General features: G+C 59.3%; 23 protein-coding genes. 4 read left to right on the top strand and 19 right to left on the bottom strand.

Annotated elements, in window-relative coordinates; all coding sequences use genetic code 11:
• Positions 1-10 precede the first annotated feature (10 nt).
• Complete coding sequence (locus ACPYOI_RS14025) at positions 11-250, top strand: tautomerase family protein (protein ID WP_481416725.1); 240 nt, start codon at positions 11-13, stop codon at positions 248-250.
• A 1352-nt stretch (positions 251-1602) separates the two neighbouring features.
• Here ACPYOI_RS14025 and ACPYOI_RS14020 read toward each other — a convergent pair.
• Entirely contained in the window at positions 1603-2415 is an 813-nt protein-coding gene (locus ACPYOI_RS14020) for a Hint domain-containing protein (RefSeq protein ID WP_481422958.1), read from the bottom strand.
• A 278-nt stretch (positions 2416-2693) separates the two neighbouring features.
• Entirely contained in the window at positions 2694-4157 is a 1464-nt protein-coding gene (locus ACPYOI_RS14015; RefSeq protein WP_481418082.1) for an amidase, read from the bottom strand.
• 217 nt (positions 4158-4374) lie between these two features.
• On the opposite strand from ACPYOI_RS14015, the gene ACPYOI_RS14010 reads away from it, so the two are divergent.
• The gene (locus ACPYOI_RS14010; RefSeq protein ID WP_481418081.1) at positions 4375-5310 is read left to right on the top strand and encodes a LysR family transcriptional regulator; all 936 of its coding nucleotides are present in this window, start codon (positions 4375-4377) and stop codon (positions 5308-5310) included.
• 88 nt (positions 5311-5398) lie between these two features.
• Here the strand turns inward: ACPYOI_RS14010 and pcaD are convergent, their stop codons facing one another.
• The 9 genes from pcaD to ACPYOI_RS13965 all read right to left on the bottom strand — a co-directional run bounded on the left by pcaD (position 5399) and on the right by ACPYOI_RS13965 (position 13936).
• On the bottom strand, positions 5399-6220 hold the full coding sequence (gene pcaD, locus ACPYOI_RS14005) for a 3-oxoadipate enol-lactonase (protein WP_481418080.1): 822 nt from the start codon (positions 6218-6220) through the stop codon (positions 5399-5401).
• Positions 6217-7560: an MFS transporter gene (locus tag ACPYOI_RS14000; protein WP_481418079.1), complete on the bottom strand. Its 1344-nt coding sequence runs from the start codon at positions 7558-7560 to the stop codon at positions 6217-6219. The genes pcaD and ACPYOI_RS14000 overlap by 4 nt, the downstream gene beginning before the upstream one ends.
• 71 nt (positions 7561-7631) lie before the next feature.
• Positions 7632-8414, bottom strand: coding sequence for a benzoate diol dehydrogenase BenD (benD, locus tag ACPYOI_RS13995; RefSeq protein WP_481422957.1), 783 nt, complete (start codon positions 8412-8414; stop codon positions 7632-7634).
• Positions 8414-9427, bottom strand: coding sequence for a benzoate 1,2-dioxygenase electron transfer component BenC (gene benC, locus ACPYOI_RS13990; protein ID WP_481418077.1), 1014 nt, complete (start codon positions 9425-9427; stop codon positions 8414-8416). Before benC ends, benD begins: the two co-directional genes overlap by 1 nt.
• Before the next feature lie 20 nt (positions 9428-9447).
• Positions 9448-9939 (bottom strand): benzoate 1,2-dioxygenase small subunit, encoded by a 492-nt coding sequence (gene benB / locus ACPYOI_RS13985; RefSeq protein WP_481418076.1) that lies wholly within the window; start codon positions 9937-9939, stop codon positions 9448-9450.
• Between the two features lie 90 nt (positions 9940-10029).
• The gene (benA, locus tag ACPYOI_RS13980) at positions 10030-11400 is read right to left on the bottom strand and encodes a benzoate 1,2-dioxygenase large subunit (protein WP_481418075.1); all 1371 of its coding nucleotides are present in this window, start codon (positions 11398-11400) and stop codon (positions 10030-10032) included.
• A gap of 66 nt (positions 11401-11466) precedes the next feature.
• On the bottom strand, positions 11467-12393 hold the full coding sequence (catA, locus tag ACPYOI_RS13975; RefSeq protein ID WP_481418074.1) for a catechol 1,2-dioxygenase: 927 nt from the start codon (positions 12391-12393) through the stop codon (positions 11467-11469).
• Positions 12394-12488: 95 nt separating this feature from the next.
• Entirely contained in the window at positions 12489-12779 is a 291-nt protein-coding gene (gene catC / locus ACPYOI_RS13970; protein WP_481418087.1) for a muconolactone Delta-isomerase, read from the bottom strand.
• 5 nt (positions 12780-12784) lie between these two features.
• The gene (locus tag ACPYOI_RS13965) at positions 12785-13936 is read right to left on the bottom strand and encodes a muconate/chloromuconate family cycloisomerase (RefSeq protein ID WP_481418073.1); all 1152 of its coding nucleotides are present in this window, start codon (positions 13934-13936) and stop codon (positions 12785-12787) included.
• An 886-nt stretch (positions 13937-14822) separates the two neighbouring features.
• Here ACPYOI_RS13965 and ACPYOI_RS13960 point away from each other — a divergent pair.
• Together ACPYOI_RS13960 and ACPYOI_RS13955 are read left to right on the top strand one after the other, a co-directional pair.
• Complete coding sequence (locus ACPYOI_RS13960; RefSeq protein WP_481422956.1) at positions 14823-15401, top strand: TMEM175 family protein; 579 nt, start codon at positions 14823-14825, stop codon at positions 15399-15401.
• Positions 15402-15540: 139 nt separating this feature from the next.
• Positions 15541-15954, top strand: a complete 414-nt coding sequence (locus ACPYOI_RS13955; protein WP_481418071.1) for a VOC family protein — start codon at positions 15541-15543, stop codon at positions 15952-15954.
• Positions 15955-15959: 5 nt separating this feature from the next.
• Here the strand turns inward: ACPYOI_RS13955 and ACPYOI_RS13950 are convergent, their stop codons facing one another.
• From ACPYOI_RS13950 to ACPYOI_RS13915, 8 genes are all read right to left on the bottom strand, one after another.
• The gene (locus ACPYOI_RS13950; protein WP_481418070.1) at positions 15960-17720 is read right to left on the bottom strand and encodes an MOSC domain-containing protein; all 1761 of its coding nucleotides are present in this window, start codon (positions 17718-17720) and stop codon (positions 15960-15962) included.
• An 82-nt stretch (positions 17721-17802) separates the two neighbouring features.
• Positions 17803-18591 (bottom strand): DUF427 domain-containing protein, encoded by a 789-nt coding sequence (locus ACPYOI_RS13945; RefSeq protein WP_481418069.1) that lies wholly within the window; start codon positions 18589-18591, stop codon positions 17803-17805.
• A gap of 235 nt (positions 18592-18826) precedes the next feature.
• Positions 18827-19462, bottom strand: coding sequence for an NrsF family protein (locus ACPYOI_RS13940; protein ID WP_481418068.1), 636 nt, complete (start codon positions 19460-19462; stop codon positions 18827-18829).
• The gene (locus ACPYOI_RS13935) at positions 19449-20015 is read right to left on the bottom strand and encodes a sigma-70 family RNA polymerase sigma factor (RefSeq protein ID WP_481418067.1); all 567 of its coding nucleotides are present in this window, start codon (positions 20013-20015) and stop codon (positions 19449-19451) included. The genes ACPYOI_RS13940 and ACPYOI_RS13935 overlap by 14 nt, the downstream gene beginning before the upstream one ends.
• Positions 20016-20225: 210 nt before the next feature.
• Positions 20226-20741 (bottom strand): DoxX family protein, encoded by a 516-nt coding sequence (locus ACPYOI_RS13930; protein WP_481418066.1) that lies wholly within the window; start codon positions 20739-20741, stop codon positions 20226-20228.
• Complete coding sequence (locus ACPYOI_RS13925) at positions 20725-21537, bottom strand: HvfC/BufC family peptide modification chaperone (protein WP_481418065.1); 813 nt, start codon at positions 21535-21537, stop codon at positions 20725-20727. The genes ACPYOI_RS13930 and ACPYOI_RS13925 overlap by 17 nt, the downstream gene beginning before the upstream one ends.
• On the bottom strand, positions 21524-22450 hold the full coding sequence (gene bufB, locus ACPYOI_RS13920; protein WP_481418064.1) for an MNIO family bufferin maturase: 927 nt from the start codon (positions 22448-22450) through the stop codon (positions 21524-21526). The genes ACPYOI_RS13925 and bufB overlap by 14 nt, the downstream gene beginning before the upstream one ends.
• Positions 22451-22479: 29 nt before the next feature.
• A complete protein-coding gene (locus ACPYOI_RS13915; RefSeq protein ID WP_481418063.1) occupies positions 22480-22794 on the bottom strand; it encodes a BufA1 family periplasmic bufferin-type metallophore in 315 nt (104 codons plus the stop codon).
• Between the last annotated feature and the right edge of the window lie 26 nt (positions 22795-22820).

Raw genomic sequence — 22820 nt, 5'->3', positions numbered from 1 at the left:
GGAGAAAGCCATGCCGATCGTCACTGTACAGGTCACCCGCGAGGGAACGACCTCAGACCGAAATTCAGTCACCGCGGAAGAAAAAGCCGCCATCATCGCAGGCGTCAGCCAGGTTCTGCTCGACGTCCTCAACAAGCCTTTGGAATCGACCTATGTCGTGATCGAGGAGATTGATCTCGACAACTGGGGCTGGGGCGGGTTGCCGACCGTGCAGTACCGGAAGCAGCGCGCCGAGGCCTCTGGAACGTAAGACGGTTGTCGCGAAGGATTGATACGGACGAGGTCGCGGCTGAGCCTGCCGCGACCTCGACCGGAAAACGGCAGACGTCGGTATTGGATCTGACGATTGAAGGAAGCCACAAACGGGACGTTGAATTCAACCGGTGCCTTCTTGCCCCCGGAGGAGGATACGAGGGCCGATGCCATGATGACTAGACTGCCTCCTCGTCATTTAACAATTAGGTTATTCGGCGCTACGGTGTAATGGACACGGTTCCGCCTTCTCCGCCTCCCCCGCTGCGCCAGGTATTGCCGAAAGCATCAGCCGCTGAACCATAGCGGGCTGCTGAGGCATGGCTCGGATTTCTAAATGTGGATCGACGGCGGGGTGTGTCCCATTCGCAAAGCGAACGCCAGTGCGGTCATCGCTACGACCAAACCCACAATATAAAACGCAACTTGGACCGAACTTTTGTGCATGACCAAAAGATAGTGATGGGTCTGGAAGTTATCGAAGCGACAGTTTGTCGCCGTCTCCGTGGGATGCATTGGCCAGATGCTGGTTGCCAGGGAGGCGGCGTGCTCAGCCGGGACACTCCGGTTCCTAAACGTTCTCTCAGCCCCATCTTGTCCGCTTACACCGATCAGCGGCCGATATTTTGCTTCAGATATGCCGTATATTCCGCGGGCGCGCGCTTTAGGAAGATAGCCTGGTTACGCACCGAAACCCTGCTTAAGCTATCGCCGGACCTTGCGATCTTGCGCATCTTCCTGAGGACGGTGCCTTGCTGAAATCCCATTCAACACTGGAAAGCTAAGTCGATGAAAAGGACCAGCTTTATACTCTTTGCGGTCATGTTCGCAGTCGAACCCTCGTTCGCAGTCGAGCGATTAAATGCCGGCTCAACGACCTGCGCTACCGCTCAGCAGGTGATCGCTCGCGATGGAGCGGCCATCCTGCGTTATCCATCTCAGAGAGTACCTGGTCTGACGCTTTACAAACGTTATGTTCGCAATAAGTTCCAGTGTGACAGCGATGATCAAACCGTGCTGACGTCAGTCAAGACCGCTGACGAGCCACAATGCCGGTTGGCGCTCTGCAGATCATCTTCACACAATCAATCGCGAACGTCAGGTTCCCGATGACAAATATCTCCTTCTTTGAACGGATCCTGCAATCACCGGACCCACCGTAAATGGCGTTGATGCCAGTATCGAGTCCCATTGAGGCACTTGACGCCGGAGGATCAGGGGGAGCCGCATGAGCCTGGGTGGGCAACGTGGCTGCTGATGGACGGGCTACGCTCGGACCGATTGCCGGGGTCATCGGCAGCTTGGCGTCGCTGTTCGGGCTTGGCCGCTAAACTGGACAGCAGTTTGGCGTCAAGCCATCAATTGCTCGGCGCGGGCTGCAATTCTCTCATAAGCGCGATCGATTGGTTCGCGGGCGTCAGGTATTGGCTCAAGTCCGGGGAGAACCGAACGCATCCCCAGCCGCAGAAGAGCCTTCAGGTGATCCCGTCCGGACTCGAAGCCGGCGACCCGTGCGAATGGCTCCATCGCAAAACCGGCAGGATAGAGGCGTCTGAATTCGGGAAAGTTCGTGAAGCCTTCGTGATTGTTGCCCCAAAGAAGGAAGCTCTCGGCGGGCGCGCCTTCGGCGAGGATCACTTCATGGGTTTCGAGCACCACGTGGAAATATTCAATCACCTCCCCGTCGGCAGGAGGGGCCGGCGCAACGGAGCTCCCATTGACGAGATCCTTCACTGTGATGAGGACGCCATCGATGAACAGAGCATGGCCAGGGGAGAGATAGAGATCCCTGTGAGGGGTCCGATCATCCAGCGCATACCGCGAAATGCGGATCGGCACGACATCGGGATTCCAGGATGGGCCGCTTCGCTTGTAGAGACTACGACCGACCCATTTCACCGGTATGGCTTGGCCGCGCACGGTTTCGACAAGATCGCCGATCTGAAGGTTTTCGACGCAAACCTCGCCTGTTGGTGTCAGAACAGAGGTGCCTCGGAGAAAGCAATTGGACCCGTTTCCGCTACCGCTGCCCTGCTGGGCCAATACCGTCGCCCCAAGGGCACCAATCCCCGCTACTGCACCTATCGCCGCTACTCTAGCACCCGTTGCGGCAGCGAGACCGAGGACTTGACGCCGCGCGTTGTTGACCTGGCTTGACGACATAGCTCTCTCCTTTCGATTGGCGCTGGAGACGAAATGCTACCCGTCATTCTGCATCAGCTTTCCATATTAGAAAATCTGCACATTTTCATGCTCTACGTAGCCATAGGCGCAGCAGCTATACCCAAAGATGAAGGCTGCTCCGCCTTTTGAATGAGGGCATAAGCTTATCCGAGTCAGGCGCCGGACCGGGGTTTCGGGAGAGCATCAAAACGCCGCCTACCATCACAAAGCACCGATGTTGAGCGGATCGACGTTTGGCGACCCGGTAGCTTGTTGAACTAGCCTTTGGGATCGATGGGTACCGGCATAGGGTGCGCGTTCTCGATCACCTCTCCAATTGCGAAGCATAGATCCTCTCGGAATCGCCGTGAAACTATTTGAACGCCGGTCGGTACACTCTCCAGCACCCCAGTCGGAACTGAAAGTCCCGGCACACCCAATACCGCAGGAAGCAGCATCGGGGACTGTGCGTGGAGGATTTCTCGCACCGCCTCCGGCCCACCCTGATCGCGATCGTTCAGGAATGGTGGCTCCCAAGAATTTGGCATGACAACCGCCGCATATTCCTCAAATAGAAGGTCCCAGGCTGCGGCAATCGCAGCACGGCGTTTCATCGCTTGTGAGAAGTCGTAGATGTCAGCTTCCGGCGTGACCTTCAGCCATGCTCCAACGAAATTCCGGAGACGATCGTCTCCAAATTTCTCCATGCCAACGCTCAGCTCTTGCCGACGCTCGTTGATCACGAGGCGAGACCAGAGCTGTGCACCTTCCGCGAAGTGCGGCGGTTCCTTTTCTTCGACGATGTAGCCTGCAGCCATGAGGGCTTTGGCTGCGCTTTCGAGTGCAGCAACGACAGATGGGGCCGGCTTGTAGCCTTCCGCATGCGAGAAGAGTGCGACTTTCAGCTTGCTCGCCGAGCCGGGCCAGTGAAGGGGAGCAGGCGCCCACCAGGGGTCTCCAGGATCATGTGCGGAGAGAGCTTCGAGCCCAAGTCGAAGGTCCGTGATGTTCCTGCCAAGCACACCTTGGACGGCCATCAGCGCTGCACTGATAGGCCCCCCTTGAAGGTTGCGGGAAGGAGTCCTGCCAAATGATGGTCGGATTCCGCAGACGCCACACGCATATGCAGGGTAACGCACAGAGCCGGCGATGTCCGTTCCGTGGGCAAGCGCGCCCATTCCGACCGCGACTGCCGAACCGGCGCCGCCGCTGGAACCACCTGGCGTAAGACGACGATCCCAAGGATTGTACGTTCGGCCATGGAGGTCATTCTCAGTGAACCAACGGAATGACATCGCCGGTGTGTTCGTACGGCCGATGATCACGGCTCCCGCCTTGCGCCAGTTTCGAACCGCGGAACTGTCATCCTCCGCAATTCTGTCCCTATGCGCCACAACGCCTTCGGTCGTCGGGCGTCCCTTGACGTCGACGTTGATCTTTATGGTCACCGGCACGCCATGCAAGCTGCCAACGGCCCTTCCCTCCTTGATGGCAAGATCGGCAATATCGGCTGCAGCCAACGCCTCATCTGCAAGGAGATCGACAATTGCATTGACCTTTGGATTGACGGAAGCGACCCGCTCAAGAGCACTGAGCGTGGCCTCACGGCTACTGATCTCGCGCTCACGTATTGCCGTTGCGAGCTTCGCCGCACTCCAGCTCCAGAGCGCTGCCTCGGAGGCGCCCCTGTCAGTTGATACTCCACTCAGCTCTCGACGATCCGACGACTCACCAGTATCCATGTCTGATCTCCTGCTTAGGCAGGCGGTGTCGAAGCCGCCCTCGCTTACTCAAATCTTTCGGGGCATTTTGTTTGGCAGGTGGCGACCACTCGAGACGCGACACGTGCGCTTGAGACAAAAACAAAACGCTTTCCCTTGGGAGAAGAACACTAGCTCTCGCGTTAAATCCGGTCCAAAACTATAATGGTCGATTTCCATACCGAGGAGGTATAGTAGCGTGGATCTGCGCCAGCTTCGATATTTCGTTGCAGTCGCCCGCGAGCAGAATTTTTCGCGCGCGGCGGACAAACTGCATATTGCCCAGCCACCACTTAGCCGTCAGATTCAGCAGCTGGAGGAAGAGCTTGGCGTCAATCTCCTCGATAGGTCGAAACGACCTCTCTCTCTCACTGAAGCAGGACGATTTCTCTATCAACAAGCGACGAGGACGCTTGTCAATATCGATCATATCAAGGAACAAACCCAGCGGATTGGCCGGTCGCAACGTGAACGGTTCGTCATCGGCTGCGTCGGCTCGACGCTCTATGGTGGTATTCCGGACCTTGTCCGACGCATGCGCGCTCAGTGGCCGGAACTGGACATAGAGATCAGCGAAATGATGTCGACGGAACAGGTCACCGCATTGAAGGATGGGCGAATCGACGTTGGTTTCGGCCGGGTTCGCTTCAACGATCGCGAGGTGGAGCGACTGACGCTTCGTGAAGAGCGACTGGTCGTAGCTTTGCCGAAAGGACATGCAAAATCACTACCGAAGGACCCGATCGCGCTCATCGAGCTGCAGGATGAACCTTTGATTGTCTATCCTTCGACACCCCGGCCAAGCTTTGCCGATGAAATCTTGAACCTCCTTGGCGAGTTGGATGTCGTTCCCGCTTCGGTGGAGGAAGTTCGAGAAATCCAGGCCGCGTTGGGCATGGTCGCGGCGGGCATGGGACTCTGCATCATTCCCGCCGCCTCGCAAAGGCAGAGGCCGGATGATGTCTGCTACAGGATGATCGCGGATGAAAACGCAACGTCCCCGATCATCATGAGCTACCGGCGCGCCGACGCGAATGGAAGGATCAAGCAAGTCAAGCAGCTAATCAGTGAGATGTACGCCGCTAACCCGCCATGGCTGCAACTATCAAATATTCGCTTACCGTCGTCACACTGAGGATGATCTCGCACCGATCACAGCAAGGTGGAGGACAAGCAATCGGATGGCGAACCTATCAGATCTTCTCCCTGTCCACTGCAGCGATCTACTTTGTTTCAAGGGCGCTTTCTTGCCTCGTCTCCAGGTGCCCACAGAGGAAGTTCTGGATCAATTTTGTAACGTCTTGCGAACGTTCGAACGTCGGTATGTGGGAAGCGTTTTTTATCAGCCTGAACTGCGCCCCAGGAATGCTGTCGGCGAGCTGCTTCGCACTCGATATCGGGGTTGCGGTATCCTGGTCACCGACGAGGATCAACGCCGGAATTCGCAACCCTTGAATTTTTGTTGAAAGGTCCGCATCGGCGATTGCTTCGGCCGCCGCTGCATATCCTTCTGGTGCCGTATTCAAGAGCATTGACCTGAGCCGCCGGGTTTCCGGAGCATCGAGGAAAGCCGGCGTTACCCAATGGGCAAGAACGGCATCAACGATCGCAGTCATGCCCGACAGACGGACAGTCCTGGCCCGATCTCGCCAGAGACTAGCAGGGGGAATTGAAGTGGCGGTGTCAGAAAGCACAAGCGAAGCGACAACGTCAGGTGCAGCCGCTGCCAGAGCCTGAGCGACCATGCCTCCGATGGACAGGCCGACGACATGCGCACGCCTGATACCCAGCCGATGCATCGCGGACAATATATCCAGAGCCAGACCCTCGATGCTGTAGGGGCCTGGGGTAGCGGAGGACCTGCCATGGCCACGCAGATCGGGGCGGAGGACGCGGAAATATTGAGAAAGCACCTCTGCCTGCGGATCCCAGACCCCATGATCTGTTCCAAGCGAGTGTAGCATCAAGAGAACCGGTGCCTCCTGCGGGCCATCTGCCCGCAGGTACATGGTGAGATCGTCGAGGTCGATGAGCATGTCGTTCATTCGGCTCTCGACGGCGAAGTTTGGGCGGCTGTGCGGGTAGACCGCGGCGCCTTTGCAAGCATTGCCAATGCAGCGACCAGGGCCGGTAGCGCAGCAACGGCGAAGACCGTGGAAAGGTCCCAGCCAAGCGACAGTAGGACGCCTCCAGTCACCGATCCCAAAATGGACCCTGTACGACCCACCGCATGCGCCCAACTGACACCGGTACCGCGGCTTTCGGTCGGGTAATAGCCGGCAGCGAGCGCGTTGATTCCGACCTGTGCTCCCGCGACCCCGAAACCGGCGCCGAAGATCGCGACGACGAGGAGCCACGGCACCGTCGCGGCGTGGCCGAGGATGACAACAAAAAGACTAGCCACGATGTAGGCTCCGGCCAACACCTTGTGGGGCTCGAAGGCATCCATCATTCTCCCGATCACGATGGCGCCGATGGTACCACCCATCGCAAGCATCGCACCCATTGCAGAAGCGCTTCCCATGGAGAAGCCGGCGGACGTGATCAGAAGCGGCAACCAACTCGATAGCAAATAAAAGACCAGCAGGCTCATGAAGAAGGTCACCCAGATCAGGAAGGTGCCCATGGCCAATCCCTGTCCGAACAACTGCCGGACGGGCGATCCGGGGGCACGAACGGGAACGGCAAACTCCGTCTGTTCAAGATTGGCTGCTGGCACCAGGCGCTTCAGCAATGCGGCGATCCTGTCGGGCGCAGCACCGTGACGTGCGAGATAGCGTGGCGATTCAGGCAGCAATGCCCACAGGAGAAGGAAATGCAGGAGGGGCAGCACGCCGCCAAGGGCAAGAAGCCCCTGCCAGCCCCAAACGGCCATGATATGCGAAGCGGCCAGTCCCGCCGCAGCCGACCCAATGGTGAAGCCGCAGAACATCATTGTCACGAGGGTGGCTCGCCTTGCCTGAGGGCTGATTTCAGCGGTGACTGTCACCGATGCCGGCATCGCCCCGCCAAGACCAAGTCCGGTGATGAAGCGCATGGCCGTCAGCATCTGGATATCTGTGGCAAAGGTCGATGCACAGGTGGCGAGGCCGAAGAACACGGTGGTTACCAAGAGTACCGGCTTTCTGCCGATCCGGTCAGAAAGCGGTCCGAAGATAAATGCCCCCGTCATGAGGCCGAACAGGCCTGCGGCGAAAAGGGGGGCCAATTCAACCGGCGACACGCCCCATTCAGCCTTCAGCATGGGCGCGATAAATCCCACGGCTGCCGTATCAAAGCCGTCTAGAGCGGCAACAAGAAAGCACAGTACAATCACGATCTTCTGGTAGTTCGATAAGGGGTGCGCATCGAACACCTCCTGAACATCGACAATTCTCCGCTGCATAATAGTTCCTCCCTTGGATTGGCTTGCCGTTCACCGATTTTCCTCGGCCAACGAAGTTTCCATTCAGGCATTTATCCGGTATCGCCGCCGCCGACTGGAAGGATGGTTCCAGTCACGTAGGACGCCTCCTCCGATGCCAAAAACAAGATCGCATTCGCCTGCTCTTCAAGCGTACCGTACCGCTTCATCAGGCTGGATTGCGTCGTCTGCTGCACGACCTCTTCCATCCAACGCCGATCGTCTTCCGTCTGGTCATCGCTGTTGCGAGGTATGACGCGTTGCGGCGCTACGGTGCCGCCTGGTGCGATCGCGTTCACCCGGATTCCGCGCTCTGCATTCTCCATGGCAAGCGCAACGGTCAGGGCGTTAACGGCTCCCTTTGCCGCTGAATATGGCGCGCGATTGATCCCGCGTGTGGCAATCGACGAGACGTTTACGATGACACCGCGGCCCGACTTGATCATCGACGGCAGAACGGCGCGACAGCACCATAGCGTCGGAAACAGCGAACGCCTGATTTCCGCCTCGATCTGCCGCTCGTCAAAGTACTCGAATGGCCGCATCCATATCGCCCCACCGACATTGTTCACGAGAACGTCGATGCGGCCGAAGTGTTGCTCTGCATGGGCAATGGCCCGTTGGGCGCCATCCCAATTCTCCAGGTTGCCCAGAATGGCGGTCGCGGTGCCACCGGCGGCCTCGATGCGCCCTGCAACCTTGTGAACGTGATCAGACCGGTCGATAAGTGCGAGGCGCGCGCCCTCGGCCGCGGCGCGGACCGCCACCTCGCGCCCGATGCCCTGGGCTGCACCGGTCACAACCATCACCTTCTCGGCAAAGCGGTCCGACCTCATCACGCTGCCTCGGAAGCATTGAACTTTTCATAATGGAAGGACGCCGGCTTGATGCCGATTATGTCGAAGTGCTTTCGCACGGCTTCGACCATAGGCGGCGGGCCGCACAGATAAACATCGCTGTCGCCACCATGAAAATCTTCCGGTCCGAGATGGTCGGTAACGAAGCCTTTGCGGTCGGCGGTGCTCGCGGCATCGGCGACGCAGACATCGAAGGTGAAGTTGGGGAGTGCCGCGGCGAACTCCTCGAGCCTGCCGACCTCGACCATGTCGGCATCCCTGGTGACGCCGTAGAGCAATCGGATGGGCGGCGTTGAATCGCCCTTGTCGTGCAGGTGGTCGAGCATGGCGAGGAATGGCGCCAGGCCAGTCCCCCCGGCAAGGAACATCGCCGGGCGATTGAGGTCGCGAAGATAAAAGGCGCCGGACGGCCCGTGTATCGTCAGTTGGTCGCCAGGTGTGGCCTGCTCCGAAAGATAGGTGGACATCAGCCCCCCTGGAATATTGCGAACCAGGAAATCGACACGACCGTCACTGAGCCGGGAGGAGAAGGAATATGCCCGGCTTTGCTCCGTGCCCGGAACCGAGACCTTCACGTATTGTCCCGGCAGAAACGAAAGGCTGTCAGGCTCCTCAAGCGCGAGTGTGAAGCCGATCGTTGTATCGGAAAGCCGGCGGACGTCGGCGAGTTGGGTTGCGAAGGTCAGGGCCCCGCTCTTGCATAGCGCCGATGTCGCTGGAATGTTGACGACGCAATCGCTGCGCGGCCGCATCTGGCAGGCAAGCACAAAACCCTGCGCCGCTTCGTCGTCCGTGAGCGCTTCATCAATATAGGAATCCATGTCATAGCTGCCGGATTCGCAGTGGCATTTACAGGTTCCGCAGACGCCATCGCGACAATCCATCGGAATATTGAGCCGCGCGCGGTACGCTGCGTCGACCAGGCGTTCGTTCGTGACGCATTCGACGAAACGTGTAACGCCGTCTTCGAAATTAAGGGCAATCCTGGGCATCGTCGGAACCTCCTCGGACTTCAGACGTGATAGATGTCGATGACGTGATGGATGTAATCGTTGACGAGGACGATCTTCTTTCGGGCGATCTTCATCTCTTCGCCCGCGACTTCGAGCGTATAGAAAGTAGTGCCAAAGTGTGTGTCGGTCGTCTTGTAGCGGAAGCTCTGCGTCATCCAGTTGAAGCGGATCTCAACGCGATCTTCGGTCTGAGACAGGATCTCGACATTTGAGATGTGATGCACCGTGCGGGGTTCCGGCAGGCTTGTGGCGCTCGACCGATCCGTTCGGATCCGAAACACCCTATCTTCAAGCCCCTGCTTGCTGGCGTAATACATCAGCGAGATTTCGGACTCCGGATCCTCGGTCAGCTTGTCGTCATCGTCCCATGCCGGCATCCAGAATTCGACATGCGGTGCATAAAGGGCGAGCCAGTTGTCCCAGTCGCGGTCGTCAAGATAACGGGCCTCGCGATAGAGGAATTCCTCGACCTTCTGGCGTGAAATAGTCATGACATCTCCTCCGGCGGACCGCTCCTCAGCCCGCTCAATCTGGATATTTCGAAATGACGGCGAGGAGCGGCTCTGCTGGCCTCGCAACATTCAGCGCGACGGGTCGCGCCCGATCGCCTTCGCCAATGCGTCTCTCCAGTAGCCATGCTGGATAACGAAGAGACCTTCGTCTTCGGTTTTGGCGCCGGACAGCAATGGCTTCAAGCCGATGGAAGCCGCGCCTTCGTCGGCGCCGTCAATCCAATGTGTCGCACCTCGGCTAAGATCATTCCAAGCCGCATGACGCGCCTGATATCCAATCTGGCAGGATCGGAATTCCTCCAGGTCATCGGGAGTTGCCATGCCACTTGCGTTGAAGAAATCCTCATACTGACGAATGCGGCGCGCACGCGCATCTGCACTTTCACCCTTCGGGGCAATGCAGTAGATCGTCACCTCTGTTTTATCGACGGCGATCGGGCGATACATCCGGATCTGTGAGGAGAATTGGTCCATCAGATAGACGTTTGGATAGAGGCAGAGATTTCGCGATCGGTCGATCATCCAGTCCGCCCAGGCTTGGCCGAAGCGCCCCGTAAGTTCATCACGCTTCTCTGCCAGCGGCCGATCCTCAGGGTTGCTCCAGCGTGTCCAGAGCAAGAGATGGCCATGCTCGAAGGAATAAAAACCACCGCCCTGCTTCGCCCAGTTTCCGGCATCCATCGCGCGGGTAACATCCTGGCCCGCGGCAGCGGCGATCGCATCCTTGCGGTGGTTGGTGGTTGCGGCGTAGTTCCAATGCACAGATGAAACATGGTAACCATCGGCACCGTTTTCGGTCTGCAACTTCCAATTCCCGTCATAGACATAGGTGGAACTGCCGCGCAGCACCTCGAGGCCGTCGGGCGATTGGTCTACGATCATATCGATGATTTTCCGCGCCTCGCCGAGATGCGTTTCGAGGGGCAAGACGTCAGCGTTGAGACTTCCGAACAGGAAGCCGCGGTAGTTCTCGAACCGGGCAACCTTGGTCAGGTCGTGGGAGCCGTTCTTGTTAAACTGTTCGGGATATCCCGCGCCATCCTGGTCCTTTGCCTTCAGTAGCCTGCCGGTGTTGGAGAAGGACCATCCGTGGAACGGACAAGTATACGTCGCCTTGTTGCCACGCTTGTGGCGGCAGATCTGGGCGCCCCGATGCGAACAGGCATTCAGGAAGCAGTGCAGTATGCCGCCGCGATCCCGAGAAATCACAATTGGCTGACGCCCGATATAGCCGGTTAGATAGTCGTTTGGGTTCGGAATCTGGCTCTCGTGAGCAAGATAAATCCAGTTTCCCTCCCAGATATGCTCCATTTCGAGCTCGAATAGATCGGGGTCCGTGAAGATGTCGCGGCGGCACCGATACGTGCCCGCATCTGCATCGTCGACAACAGCGTTGTAGAGTTTTTCCTCAATGCGATCATTCGCGTTCGTGTCGAGCATGGCTCTCCTCCTTTGGCGTCTGGCAAGGCGCCTCCTCAGACGCCTCCCATGGATATTGATCTGACGTTAGGCCACTACGCGTTCGCGTTCGACGATCGTATCGACCAGGCCTTCCGCAGCTGGCGTCAGCACGAAATCGAAGTCGATCGACGCATAGGGGTTCTGCACCTGCTTTTCGGCCATCAGCTTCGGATCGCTGATGCGGGCGACTGGGGGGATCAAGTCGTCACGTGTACCAAAAGCGAAGTCGTCGAAGAGGTAGGGATCGTCTTCGATGTTGATCTGCGTCGTGAGCTGGCGGAAACTTGGGGCTTCAACGAAGAAGTGGATGTGCGCCGGGCGGTTCCCATGGCGGCCGATCGCGGACAGAAGCTGCTCGGTCGAGCCACCCGGAGGCGTGGAATACCCGCTCGGCATGATCGTACGGAATTGATAGCGGCCCTGGGTATCGGTCTCGATGCGGCGACGAAGATTGTACGGCGCTTGCTGCGGGTCAAAATGCGAGTAGTTCCCGCGGGTATTGGCGTGCCAGACGTCGACGATCGCGCCTGGAACCGGCTTGCCGTTCTGGTCGCGCACCTGACCCTGCATGAACAGGACTTCGCCCTCGTCCGATCCGTCGTCGAGGCGCCCGGTTCCGTGACAGATCGGGGCGCCGGCAATATAAAGCGGACCTTCGATCGTCCGCGGCGTACCACCGGCAAGCCCGGCTCGGCGCTCGGCTTCGTCGAGTCGGAGATCGAGGAAGTGTTCAAGTCCGATACCCGGCGCAATGAGCCCGAGTTCGTTGTTCCGGCCGGCCGCACCGAGGTAGCCAACGGCACTCCAGACTTCATTCATGCTGATGTCGAGGTCATCGATGGCCTGGAACAGATCGACGAGAAGCCGATTCATGATCTCCTTGAGGCGCCGGTCACCGCCCTGGATGTCGAGCCCGCTGGCACGACTTGCCAGATCCTCGATAACACGTCTTTCGATGATACCTTTTGCCATTTTCTCCTCCTGTGGCTGGGTAGCCTGACAAAATGTTGGGGCCACCGTGTATTCATTCAGGCTGGCAACCCTGGGGCTGACGGCCGTCGTCTCGATCAGTTTGAATCTTCTGCGATCGCCGATGGGTGCCTGCACAATGGTGTGACCTCGATGGCCATGAACGGAAACAGCGGCAGTGTGGAAAGAATGTCGTGCAGCTCGGCGGTGTCGCTGACGTCGAAGACGCTGACATTCGCGTATCGGCCGGCGATCCGCCAAAGGTGACGCCACTTGCCCGACCGCTGCAGTTCTTGCGCCCGCGCCTTCTCTGTTGCCTTGAGGTTGTCGGCCACATCCTTGGGAAGGTCGTGCGGGAGATTGACAGTCATTTCAACATGGAACAGCATCGCGTTCACCTCGCCATACGCAGATTGGGGACCGGCTGGGCATCGCGCCTGAACCGATCTATTGCTGCTTCGTTCAGGGTGACGCCCAGACCGGGGCCGTCAGGCAACTCAAGCTCGAAGTCGCGATAAACGAGCGGCTCGGTCAGAATTTCCTCGGTTAGAAGTAGCGGTCCGAAGAGTTCCGTGCCCCATTGCAAGTCTTCGACGCCCGCAAACAGATGTGCCGCTGCGATTGTCCCGATGGGTCCCTCGAGCATGGTGCCACCATAAATGCCGATCCCGGCCGCCGCGGCGACTGCGATCACCTGCCATGCCGCAAACAGTCCACCTGCCTGTTCTATCTTTATCGAGAAGACGTCCGCAGCCCGCTCCGACGCTGCTTCGAGCGCACTCTGCGGACCGACCAGGGCCTCGTCGGCCATCAAGGCGATCGAGGAGGCGCGGGCAACCCGCGCGAGGGGTGCAATACCGGATACGGGCTGCTCCACCAATACGCAGCCAACATCTGCAAGAGCGGCCACGGCATTGATCGCTTCACGTTCGCGCCATGCCATGTTGACGTCGACACGCACGGTCGCGTTGTCCGTCAAAGCCTTCCTGATCTGCGCGACATGGCCTATGTCTTCGTCAATCGACTTGCGGCCGATCTTTATTTTGAAATGCTTGTGCCGCTTCAGGTCCAGCATCTGCTGTGCTTCGGCGACGTCGCGGCCGGCGTCTCCCGAAGCGAGCGTCCAAGCCACTGGCAGGCGGTCGCGCTGGCGACCTCCGAGGAGTTCCGACAAGGGAACGTTGAGGCGGCGGGCATGGGCGTCGAGCAGGGCGGTTTCGACAGCGCATTTCGCAAAGTTGTTGCCTTTGACCGATTTGCCGACTTTGCTCATGGCCAGCTGAATACGGGTGGCATCGGCGCCGATTAGACAAGGGGCGATATACTGGTCGATCGTCAGCTTGATGCCTTCCGGGCTTTCTGGCCCATAGGCAAGGCCGCCAATCGTGGTTCCCTCCCCCACGCCCTCGACGCCATCCGAGCAACGCACCCGAACGATCGTCATGCTCTGTCGATTCATGGTCGTCATCGACAAGCGGTGCGGGCGTACGATGGGCAAATCGAGTATAATAGCTTCGATTGCAAGGATGCTGATGTCAGCCGTCACTGTCTTACTCTCCTAGCGGTCCATGGAAACTAGCGTTCTGGACTTGGCTGGTCCAAAACTAAAAAAGTTAAACTTCATACTCTATGGGTATAATCTGAGTGGAGCGCGATGCCCTATGGCGCGGGTCGCAATGTCGCTCTCATCCAGGGAGTTAGTTCAAGAGAAACCGAGAACCTCATTTCCGGGGCCCGTCAGCGCATCCGGTAGAGCTCGAACTCAAGCGGAGACACGGGACGCCGCGTATATTCCCACCGTGCTATTGGCGTGGGATTTGTGTTCGAACCAGAGCCGCGCGGCCTCATTCTTCATCACAAATCGCCCCTTCCGGCCGGTTTTTTTCGGTACGCTAGCAGACTGGAACGTCTGCCGGTGTTGACCGGTTATCAGCATGGCCGCGCGGCGGTCTTCCTGTTAACCGCCAGCGATGAATGACCCTTCGTCGTGGCGCCCGCGCGGTCACCGTTTCCCGAACACTTCGGGAGTGATCAATGAGCGATCCTGATCGATATTCCGGCAGACCTCCACGGCGTACCTTGGGCGTGTGGATATTGATAGCTTTGGCCGTGGCACTGGCGTTTCTGCTTGCTTGGCTGTTCGGCTGGGTGGGCCCACCAGTTTCGCCGCATTAGACCGTGCACTAGGACCTACGTTGGAAGTAGCGCCGGCGCGAGCCTTGTCTGTCCAATGCCTTGGCTGGACGACGATCGCGGTCGGGCTTCTCGGAAGGTCGACTCTTTTTTAGCCCAGAACTGGCTCTGCCTGGCTGCCCTGATGCGCTTTGCTTGGAGACGCGGAGAGTTTATCAATCGACGGGCTTTACTAGGAAGCCATGGAGAATATCCGACAAACAGATGAATTCGTCGCCTTTATATGGGAGGATTAGGGCATGCATGATCAAAGGATAACGGCCGATCGCCTTGCCGCCTTTTCGGATGCGGTCATGGCGGTGATCATCACGATCATGGCCCTGGAACTTAAAGCTCCCGAAGATTCGAGTTTCGATTCTCACGCGCCGCTCTGGCCGACGATCATCGGCTATGGCGTGAGCTACTTCTTCGTTGCGATCATCTGGGTGAACCACCATCATCTATTGCGGTTTGTTCAAGATGCGACGCCGCGGTTGATTTGGATCAACTTCGTCCATCTGTTCGCGGTGTCGCTACTTCCGTTTGCCACTGCCTGGTTGGCGCGATCACATCTGGCCCCAGCGCCCGTCGCGGTTTACGCCGCGATTTTCGTATTTGTCGAAGTGGCTTATCTGGGCTTTGAAAGGGAAGTCTTCGCTCAGGCTGATCCAACCAAAATGCCCGAAAAGGCCCGTCGCCTGGCCCGGCGCCGGTCGATTGCCGCGCTCGCAATATTCGTGGCCGCGGCCTTGATATCGCCGTTCGTTCCCCTGATCGGATTTGGATTGATTTGCTGCGCTCTGATCTTGTACGTGCGGCCTCAGGCTCCTAGCAGATAGGCCCCTGTCTCTATGCGGGCAGTTGCGCCACCGAATTGTGCTTCGGCTTCGGAATGGACCGATCATAACCTTCGCGATAGACTGACGGCTGTTGAGCACTGCAACGCCGAACATTCGTTGCAAGCTTTGGGGGCCAACGATGCTTATGCTGGAGGTTGTTCCGCTGCCTGTCACGGATATCGATCGCGCTCTTGCCTTCTACACGGAGCAGGCCGGCTTCAACCTGGACGTCGACTACCGCCCCTCGCCTGCGTTCCGCGTTGTCCAGCTTACGCCGCCCGGATCGGCATGCTCCGTGCAGTTGGTTGCCGCAGCCTCGTCTGACCGCGTGCATAATCTCTACCTCGTTACCGATGACCTCGAGACCGGGCGCCGGGAGCTGATCAGTCGCGGTGTCGCGGTCGGGAAGATGCGGCACAAGAGCCCGGTGGAAGCCTGGGCAGGCGGGTGGAGCGAAGGACTGGATCCGCAGCGTCGCGACTACGCCAGCTTTGCCGACTTTGCCGATCCGGATGGCAACACCTGGATCTTGCAGGAACGCGGCCACGTCTGACCTCGTCAAATGTCGACCACGACGTCGTTCTGCGGCCGGGAGCAGCAGATCAGAACGTTTCCACTCGCCGGTGGATCAAGTGGATCGGGCATGTAGCTTACGGCGCCTGAGATGAGCCCGCTCTCGCAGTTGTGACAGACGCCGGTACGACAGGACCAGCGCACCGGCGCGTCACACGCTTCCGCCAATTCCAGAATGCTTTGATATAACGAGCCATCCCAATGCGCGGCAATCCCGCTGCGCGCGAATGAGACGAGCGGACCGGTTTTCGCATCGTTTTCGGGAACATGGGGAGGCCGCGTTGCCGCGCGGACGACGCCCGGCGTCAGCGGTTCGCTTCCCTCGAAAACTTCGAGGTAAATCCGAGTAGGCGGGACTCCGAGGCTTGCAAGCGCCCCCTTCATCTCCGACATGAAAGATGCAGGCCCGCATAGGTAAAAATCCCCATCTTGAGGGACGCCGATCTCTCTCAAGACCGATAGCGACAGGTGCCCTGCCGCATCGAAATCTTCGCTCGTTTTCTCGTCCAGTCCAGGTCTGCTGTGATAAATAACACTTCGGCCGTGTGGAAGCGCTCGCATGAGCCGACGAACCTCGCCGGCGAAGGGATGATGCTCGCGATCGCGAGCTCCATGGATCCACATGAGTTGCCTTGCCGATCGCGTGCCAGCCAACTCATGCAGCATTGCAAGCAGTGGCGTCGCGCCGATCCCCGCGCTGATCAGTATAATTGGCCGCTCTCCGGGTTGTAGAAGAAAGTTACCCCGCGGCAGGCTGACGTCGAGAACATCGCCAACCCTGACATGCTCCTTCAGATAGGCTCCGGCCGCTCCGTTCGGCTCAAGTTTGACACTGATGCGATATTCCTTCGTTGAAGGAGAACCAGAGAGTGAATAACTGCGATAGAGCGGTGATCCGCCCGCTCCTTGCAGACGCAGGACGACGTACTGACCTGGTAGCGCCATCTGCAACGGTTGGCCGTCCGAGTTCTTCATCGTCAGCGAGAGCACATCCGCAGATTCCTGATCGGTTGATGTCACAACCAGCCGCCGAAATCCTGATTTGACGGGGTGTGCCGCAGCCGCCGGTATAAGACCAGCATTGCCACTCTCGGCGGGAGAGGTTCCGCTCTGCAAGAGGGCCTCGAACGAGGAACGCCATCCCGGTGAAAGGGCTTCTATCGCGATCGCCCGCTTCAGTTGGTCGCGCGGGTGGTTGGGCGAATAGAGGAGCGCGTTGATCTCCGCAACGGTCATGCGCTCCTTGGCTTCTCCCACCTTGATGATCTCGTCGCCGGCGCCCACCATTCCTTCCTGCAACACACGGAAGTAAAATCCCGGCCGCCCACTGCCGGTCAGCAACGCGGGCATTCGGGGCTCGTTCGTGCGGATACCGACGCGATAGCAGGTGACGCGAGGCTGAGTGACCTCAAACAGCGCGCTTCCGATCTGATAGCGATCGCCGATGCAAACGGTATCGTCGGGCAAGCCTTCGATGGTGAAGTTCTCGCCGAACTCGCCGTGCACGAAGTCAGTCCGTTTCAACTGCTCCTGCCAATATCGATAGGATTCGATCTGATAGACGAAAACGGCGCGCTGCTCCCCGCCATGCCCGGCGAGATCGCCCTGCCCATCTCCTTCAAGATTCAGCTTACCGGCCCGACAGCGGCCGTTCACCGGCTTCTTCCATATCCCTGTATGTACTGTGCGGCCTTTCCACTCGATGTCGCGCGGAAGTCCGACATTTACCGATAATAGTTGAGCCATAGCACCCTTGCTCTCTTGGCGGCTGGCAGCCTCCCCTCACCTCTTATCTTGGCGAAACGTGGGTCAGCATCGCGTACGCCTGTCATGAGCGCGTATGCGGAGGCAGCGCCTCATCGACGGTGAGGTCGCGATCGGGCCCGTGAGGAACCACAGACTGACCCGGCTCAAGACGAAGCTGAACCCCATCGAGCTGAACCGAAAGGATGTCGGGCTCAAACGACACGAAGTCGGAGATGCGGTTGACCTCGCGGTAGGCCTCCCGATAAGACCACGCAGCCCGTTTGGCGTCGCCGATGTCATAGTAGCTGCACAGCCCCTTGTAAGGGCAGAAGGTCTTGAGTTCCACAGCAGTCAAGGCGGATTCGTCCACGTCGGCGCGTGGGACGTACCATCGCGGCGCAAAGCCTGACTCGTACAACGCGAGTGGCTTTTCCGTGTCGGCAATGATGCGGTCTCCCTGACGAACGATCAGCTTACGGGACGTCTGTCGGATGTCGATCCGATGGTAACTGTCGGCGGCATGGCCGAGGATACGTTCGTCTTCCTCGTAGAAAGCGTCCATCGCCGGCCACGCAAAAGCCACCCGCCGCTGCAACTCTTTCGCGTGTTCTGGCAGTTCGACATGCTGCCAAGCGCCCCGCTGAGCACTCTGGTCGCCTAGCCGTACCGTGTACCAAGCCGTGAGCCCTAGGTCGCGATGCCGAGTGGTATGCTCCGTACGCTGGAGGGCGTCAGGAGAGATGTCGCTCTCGGGAAAGTAAGCCACGGGATAACGCCCCGGTTCGAACAGCAGGACGACGTTTTCGCTATCGGCGATCCAGGCGCCGCCAAAGCGCACGCGCATGCGCCGGCGGAGCCGTTCGGCGTACAATAGTCTCTCTGGCAGCGGTTCTGGCAGAAGAAACCGGCCAATTGCTCCTGGAGATAGCGGACCTTGTTGCCAGGACAGTCCCATTGCTCAACCCTCGACAGGATCAACCTGTGGCGATGATGCGTTTAATCGGATCTTGGTTCGACCATGGCACTGGTATGAGATGCTACTCCGGAGGAGGTTCTTGTCAACGCGTTCTGTTTGACATCAAGCGATGCCGAAGAACATCTCAGTCTCACCAGCGAAGAATTCGCCGTCCTACAAGAAATCCGGCCATGGTAGCGATCGAGATCCCGATGGAATACCAGGTTGCCAGAAATAGCGGACTGTCGTCAGGGCAGTGCCAAGCGTAGATGGCAGCGGCGATGCCTCCCGCGGCGAGACCTGCCACGGCGCCCGCCGCTCCCGGGTTTTTCGGAGCACCCTGCTTGAGCGAGTACAGGATGCATGCAAGGGGGGCGATCGAAAGTGTCGGAACGAAGAACAGGCAGAACCCCGAGAAGTGCCCCATCATGCTCGGTCTCCACGCGTCCTGAGGAACTGCCAGAAGCTCGGTAAAAATCCCGACGGCAAGAATCACGAGTGGTAAGGCCAGCGCCATCGCCGCTGATCGGACTGAAGCGTCCGGTCTCCCGATCCTGAATGCCACCCTTGTGGTGACGATCGCAAGAAGCAGGGTCAGGCCGATCTTGAACATGACGCGTGGCGTCTGAATGGCCTGTTCCATGTTAGAACGGACGCCGATCGTGGACAGCAGCAGGACGGCGGATACCAGCACCCCGACGGCCAGCGCGATCAGGAATGCGCGACCGAAGCGGACACGCACGCGCGCATCGTTTGCAAGCAGGTTGATCAAGTCATCCGTTTTCACGTGCTTCGCTCCGATAGAGGGCCGCCAGCCCTTTCAGTGCCCTATGCAGCGCCACCCGCACGGCGCCTTCTGTCATATGTAGCCGCTCGGCCGTCTCCCGGATACCAGCGCCGCCGATCGAGATGGAACGCACGATGTCGCGCTGCGGATTCCTAAGCCCCTCCAGCATGCGATCGACATCGACGCGGTCCGCTCGCTCGTCACGATGATCCGCTTCGAGCGTCTCCATGACATCCTCTATGGGCACGCTAGAACGTCGGCCACGCCGGCGAAGGCTATCGACGAGCTTGTTTCGCACAATGGTCGACAGCCACGGGCCGATCGGGCGCGAAACGTCCCAGGTTCCGCGTTTGAGATGCACTGCTAGTAGAACTTCCTGCACCACGTCCTCGACCTCGCTCGGCGGAGCACCGAACTGATCGCACCGCCGCCGGGCGATCGACCGGAGATATGGTGTCACGGCCTTCAGGAATCGGTCGTAGGCCTGGGTGTCGCCGGCCATCGCCGCGCGCATCCAGGCTGCCCATTCCTCTTCACGGGCCGAATATTTCATCCGCCATTAACCCCTACGCGCGCGGCCACGTGTTTGTTACGGTCGCCTCGAAAATTCTGCTTACACGGCAATGGAGGCGAGGCGGACGTCGGCGCCTATTGAGCGCATTGTAGAACAAACGGCAAGGGGCAGCGCGGCAACAAAACGCAAAGGCCGCCCGGCTCGATTTTGAGCCAGACGACGAGACTATAGCCAGGACCGACGTTCATTCTAAAGATTGGGAGCTCCCGCTGTCCGCGCAATCAGATGGTCGAGCGACAGCCGGCCCGGCCCCCATCGCATTATCGAAAGCGCCATCGCCGCCCAAGTGATGTGGATGGGCCAGCCGTCAGGAACGGTGAGTTCGACGACGAGCGTCATAAACAGCAAACCAAGAGCTGCAAAGCGCGTCCCCAAGCCTAAAACGAGAAGCGTGGAGAAGACGATCTCGCCGCATCCCGACAGAAACGCCATCGTCGCCGGCGCGGGGAAAGGATACGGGCCGCCCGGAAGATGCAGCATGAATTCCTGTGTGAAGAGATCGACAGCGGTGTCGTTCAATTGAAGGAAGCCGTCCCATTTGAGAATGCCTGATCGCCAGAAGGGCACGGCAAGCGCCATGCGGACGACAGCTTGGACGAAGTCGGGCTGAGCGGCGGCCCGGACGAGCCCGCTGGCTGTCGCCACCAGCCTTGCCAAGAAAGAGAAGGCGCCGCGATCGGGCAGGGAATCAAGCGTGTTCGACATCTGAGGTCTCCATCTCGATATTGGAAAAGGCGCCGGCGTCGATCATCTGTCCGATCATTCCGGACAGGTCGAAGTTGGGATTGGCGTCCAGTCCCGCTGCAGCCGCCGTTCCAAGCGACGCCCCGGCGACAAGACTGTTAAGAAAGGCTGCGCCCCCCGGCCGGAGAAGGCGGATGACGACCTCGTCCGCCACGCGCGTGATCAGGCCATCTTCTGGAAGGTCTTCAACCCGGCCGACGGGTCTCGCGTTTCGGTTCATGGCGAAGATGGTCACGGCGGGATCTTCCGACGAAATCACACGCGTAGCCGGATGCGGCTTGAACCTCAGGTCTCCGAGCCGGTCCGGTGAAACGCTTGCAAGCTCTTCCCCTCGCAGGATCGGGGCGTCCGCTGCATGATAGGAATCCAGCCAAGCGCGCTCGATCCTCGCCACGTCGCCAAGCCATGGCATGTCCTGCGCGTACTCGTACCGGTCGATGAAGGCCGGAAACTCCCGGCCGTATTCGAACAGCAGCGGCGAGCGCGGTGGCGTCTCGCGGATATGGAAGCGCGCCATGGCGCGGAAGAACTCCGGCCCGGTGATGCGCTGGACGGCCGGAAAGATGGAGGCGAGCGCCTCGATGAGGCTGACCGTAACGTTGTTGCGGTAGACATTGTAGCGCTTGTCCGCCTGCTTGCCGCGCGGACCCGACACGAGTGCCGGCGCCGGGGCGTCGGGCACCAGCAGCGGGGCCGAGAACTGGCCGGCGAAATCCGGCAACTCCCGGCTGATCTTTATGACTTCAGCCGACGGCATGGGACGTCTTCCTTCGAACCGCGTGTCTGTCGAGAATCGCCTGTGCGGCGAGCGCTTCGGCCCGAAGCACCGGCCAATCGGGGATTTTGCTGTCCCACTCGATCAGCGTCGGGATCGACCCGCAGCTGTTTATGACGATTTCGTGGAGCTGCCAGACCGCATCGGCCACCGGCCCGTCATGACTGTCGATGAGCAGGAGTTCGCCTTCGTCGTCCTCCTGTTCGGCATGGCCGGCGAGGTGGATCTCGCCCACTTTCGACAGCGGGAAGTTCTTCAGATACTCCAGTGCCGAATAACCATGATTGGTCGCAGACACGAAGACGTTGTTGATGTCGAGCAGAAGCCCGCATCCGGTGCGTAGGGAGATTTCCCGGATGAAGTCGGTCTCACTCATCGAGGATTCCGCGAAAAGCACATAGGTCGAAGGATTCTCGAGCAGGATCGGACGACCGATCGCATTCTGCATCTCGTCCACATGATCGCAGACATATGCCAGCGTCGCGCTGGTATAGGGCAGCGGCAGAAGGTCGTTGAGATAGGTGCCCGCGTGCGTCGACCAGGCCAGATGTTCCGAGACCAATGCCGGCTCGTAGCGGTCGACGAGGGACTTGAAGCGGCCAAGATGCGCCCTGTCGAGCGGCTGCGGCCCACCGAGCGACATGCAGACTCCGTGGAGGGATATGGGATAGTCGCGGCGCACCTTTTCCAGAGCTCGGTGGGAAGGGCCGCCGGCGCTCATGTAGTTCTCGGCGTGGACCTCGAAGAAGCCTTGGGGCCTAGCTTCCGCAGCGATTGAGAGGAGATGCTCTGGCTTGAAGCTGGTGCCGGCCTGTCCGGCAACTGAAATCGTCGGAAAGCGGAGGGTGCTTTCCGTCTCCATGGGAAGGTCGGTCGTCACCTTGACGTTGGCCATGTTCGCCTCCGCTTTCCTGATTTTGCCGTTTAGATGTCGCGCGTCAGCGGCTTCGGCGAACCATGGCGGCCGCCAGGCAGTTCAAGCGATGCGCAGGTACCGCCTTGAACGAACTTCCAGGAGTTGCCCTGGAAGTCCTTGACGGAGGTTCCCTGGCAGGTCGTGCCCGGTCCGGCGGCGCAATCGTTCTGGCCCTTGAGCGCAACGCCGTAGCACTTCTCTTTGTGAGCTGCGACCGCGGCGGCGGCTTCGGCTTTGGTCAGTGGCGCGGCGCTTGCCATCGTGGCGAGGGCGGACGTGACTGCGCCGGCAAGAAGGGCGGCGCTGATGGAAGTCTTCAACATTCGTGTACTCCGTTGCTCGTTGACGC

It is taken from the genome of Rhizobium sp. SVR5-2C (assembly GCF_056755115.1).
Note: the sequence above shows the minus strand (reverse complement) of the source record. Positions and strands in the feature narration are given on the sequence as shown.